This is a genomic window from Planktosalinus lacus (genome assembly GCF_014640155.1).
Lineage (GTDB): Bacteria > Bacteroidota > Bacteroidia > Flavobacteriales > Flavobacteriaceae > Planktosalinus > Planktosalinus lacus.
In genome coordinates, this window is record NZ_BMGK01000032.1 from 1 (window position 1) to 1,219 (window position 1,219).

Genomic DNA, 1,219 nt, shown 5'->3' on the forward strand with positions numbered 1-1,219 from the left:
TGAATTGGCTGCGGGAGTTATTCCACAGTATTTCTTAGATGCTAACGGTGAAGTTACTGTTCCAATTACTGACCTTTATACTAGTGCTACTGACAACTGTTCAGTAACAGTTAGTGCCGGTGGAGCAACATCAGGTGGTCAAGAGACATTGAATTTAGGCTTTGCTGGTGGAAATGGAAACTTTGGAACTTTCTTTACAATTAATGCTTTAGAGGATATTACAGTAGATTCATTTGACGCAAACATGCAAGCAGGTTCACCTGTAGATGTAGTTGTTTATTACAAAGAAGGAACTCACGTTGGTTTTGAAACTGATCAGTCAGCTTGGACCTTAGTAGGTGAGGCTCCTGGTACTGCACCAAACGGAGAAGGTGTACCAACACCACTTGACCTAGATATGGGAGTTGAGATTGGAAACGGACAAACAGGTTCATTCTATGTGACTGCAGAAGTTCTTAACGGAGGTTTTGCATATACCAATGGAACAGGAGTTGGAAACATCTGGGCGTCTGATGACAACCTAGAAATGTTGGAAGGAACTGCTGTAGGAGGATTCTTTACCGGATCTTTATTCCAGCCACGTGTATTTAATGGAAACATTATTTACTCTGTTGGTGGCGGTGGAACCACTACCGACCTTACCTTCACTTGTGAAGATGTTGGAATTGTAGATGTTGTTGTAACCGCAACAGATTCTTCAGGTAATGAAACCAGTTGTGTAACTCAATTAGAGATTATTGACAACATCGCTCCAGTTTTAGTATGCCAGGATATCGACCTGTCAATTGGAGAAGATGGTACAGTAACCCTTGACCCAATGGATTTATTAGATATGGACAACACCGTTGAAGCGTGTGGATTGGATATTGTAACAGCTGATATCACACAATTTGATTGTTCTGATATAGGTTCTGAAGTTGAAGTAACTGTATTTGTAGAGGATGTAAATGGAAACATTGCTTCTTGTACTGCAATGGTTACGATCGTAGACACTGTAGCACCGGTTGTTACCTGTCCTGATGACTTATTAGTAGATCCAGAACCAAACGGATTATATACTCTTGAAGACTTTATTGCTTCAGGTGAGGCATCAGCAGTGGATAACTGTTCAGAGGATGTTACATTGACACAAACCCCAGCACCGGGAACACAACTTGGTGTAGGAACTTACACCATCACCATCACAGCAGAGGATGAGTTTGGAAATGTAGGTACTTGT

At 41.4% G+C, this 1,219-nt stretch carries 1 protein-coding gene; it reads left to right on the forward strand.

Annotated features, from left to right (window positions below):
* A partial coding sequence (locus IEV69_RS13780) for an HYR domain-containing protein (RefSeq protein WP_188443423.1) occupies positions 1-1,219 on the forward strand: 1,219 nt, incomplete at both ends.